At 77.4% G+C, this 866-nt stretch carries 1 protein-coding gene; it reads right to left on the bottom strand.

The window, feature by feature from the left end; translation table 11 throughout:
* Positions 1-173 precede the first annotated feature (173 nt).
* The gene (locus IE178_RS35075; RefSeq protein WP_125500804.1) at positions 174-743 is read right to left on the bottom strand and encodes a DUF4232 domain-containing protein; all 570 of its coding nucleotides are present in this window, start codon (positions 741-743) and stop codon (positions 174-176) included.
* Positions 744-866 lie beyond the last annotated feature (123 nt).

Raw genomic sequence — 866 nt, 5'->3', positions numbered from 1 at the left:
GTCTGCGCGGGGTGAGCGACGCGGCCGGCTGGGCGCAGGGCGCCGAGGCTGCCGACCGGGCGCGGATGACGGAGCGTCGGCCGCTGCCGTAGGACGCGGACGGCGGGGTGCCGGCCGCAGGCGCGGGTCGGAGCGGGCCGGTGCGGCCCCGGAGCGGCCGCCGGTGCGACGGCTCAGTCCCCGGCCAGCTGGAACGCCGTCACCGACGCGTCCGGTGTGCCCGCGGTCGCCGTGGCCCCCACCGGCCCGTAGGACCACGAGAAGGACGTGCCGTGCGCCGTCCCGGGCAGCGCGACCGTCAGCGAGGTGGCCGGCAGGCTCGTCCCGTCCCCCTCGCGCCCCCGCACATAGGTGAGGGTGAACAGGGCGGCGTCGCCCGTGGCGAGGGTCAGGTCCCGGGGCGTGCTGGTGCGGTCGGCCGGTACGGCCCACGTCGTGCTGTCGGACTTCAGCCGCACGACCGGGAAGCCGCGCAGGGAGCACCGGGCGCCCCGGTTGGTCAGGGTCACGGGCACCTGGCCGGTGTCCCCGGCGGCAGGTGCGGCGCTGACCGGTCCGGCCGTCAGGGTGACGTCGTCGGGGCGGCAGGCGGCGACGTCGGTGTTCTTGCTGCCGGTGTCGCCGCTGTCGCCGGTGTCGCGGTGGCTGTCCTCGGTGCCGCCGTCGTGGCCGCAGGAGGTCAGGGCCAGGGCGGCGGTCAGGGCGGCGGCGAGGGCGGCGACGCGGATCGGGAGGGCACGCATGAGCGGGAGGTCCTTGGGTCGTGACGATGCTGAGGCTCATCACGTACGAGCGGGCGGCGCGGTTCCCCGCCCCGCCACCGGCACCGGCCTTGTGCGAACGTCAGGAGCCGAGGCTCGCCGTGG

The organism is Streptomyces griseoloalbus (assembly GCA_014650015.1).
Lineage (GTDB): Bacteria > Actinomycetota > Actinomycetes > Streptomycetales > Streptomycetaceae > Streptomyces > Streptomyces griseoloalbus.
Note: the sequence above shows the minus strand (reverse complement) of the source record. Positions and strands in the feature narration are given on the sequence as shown.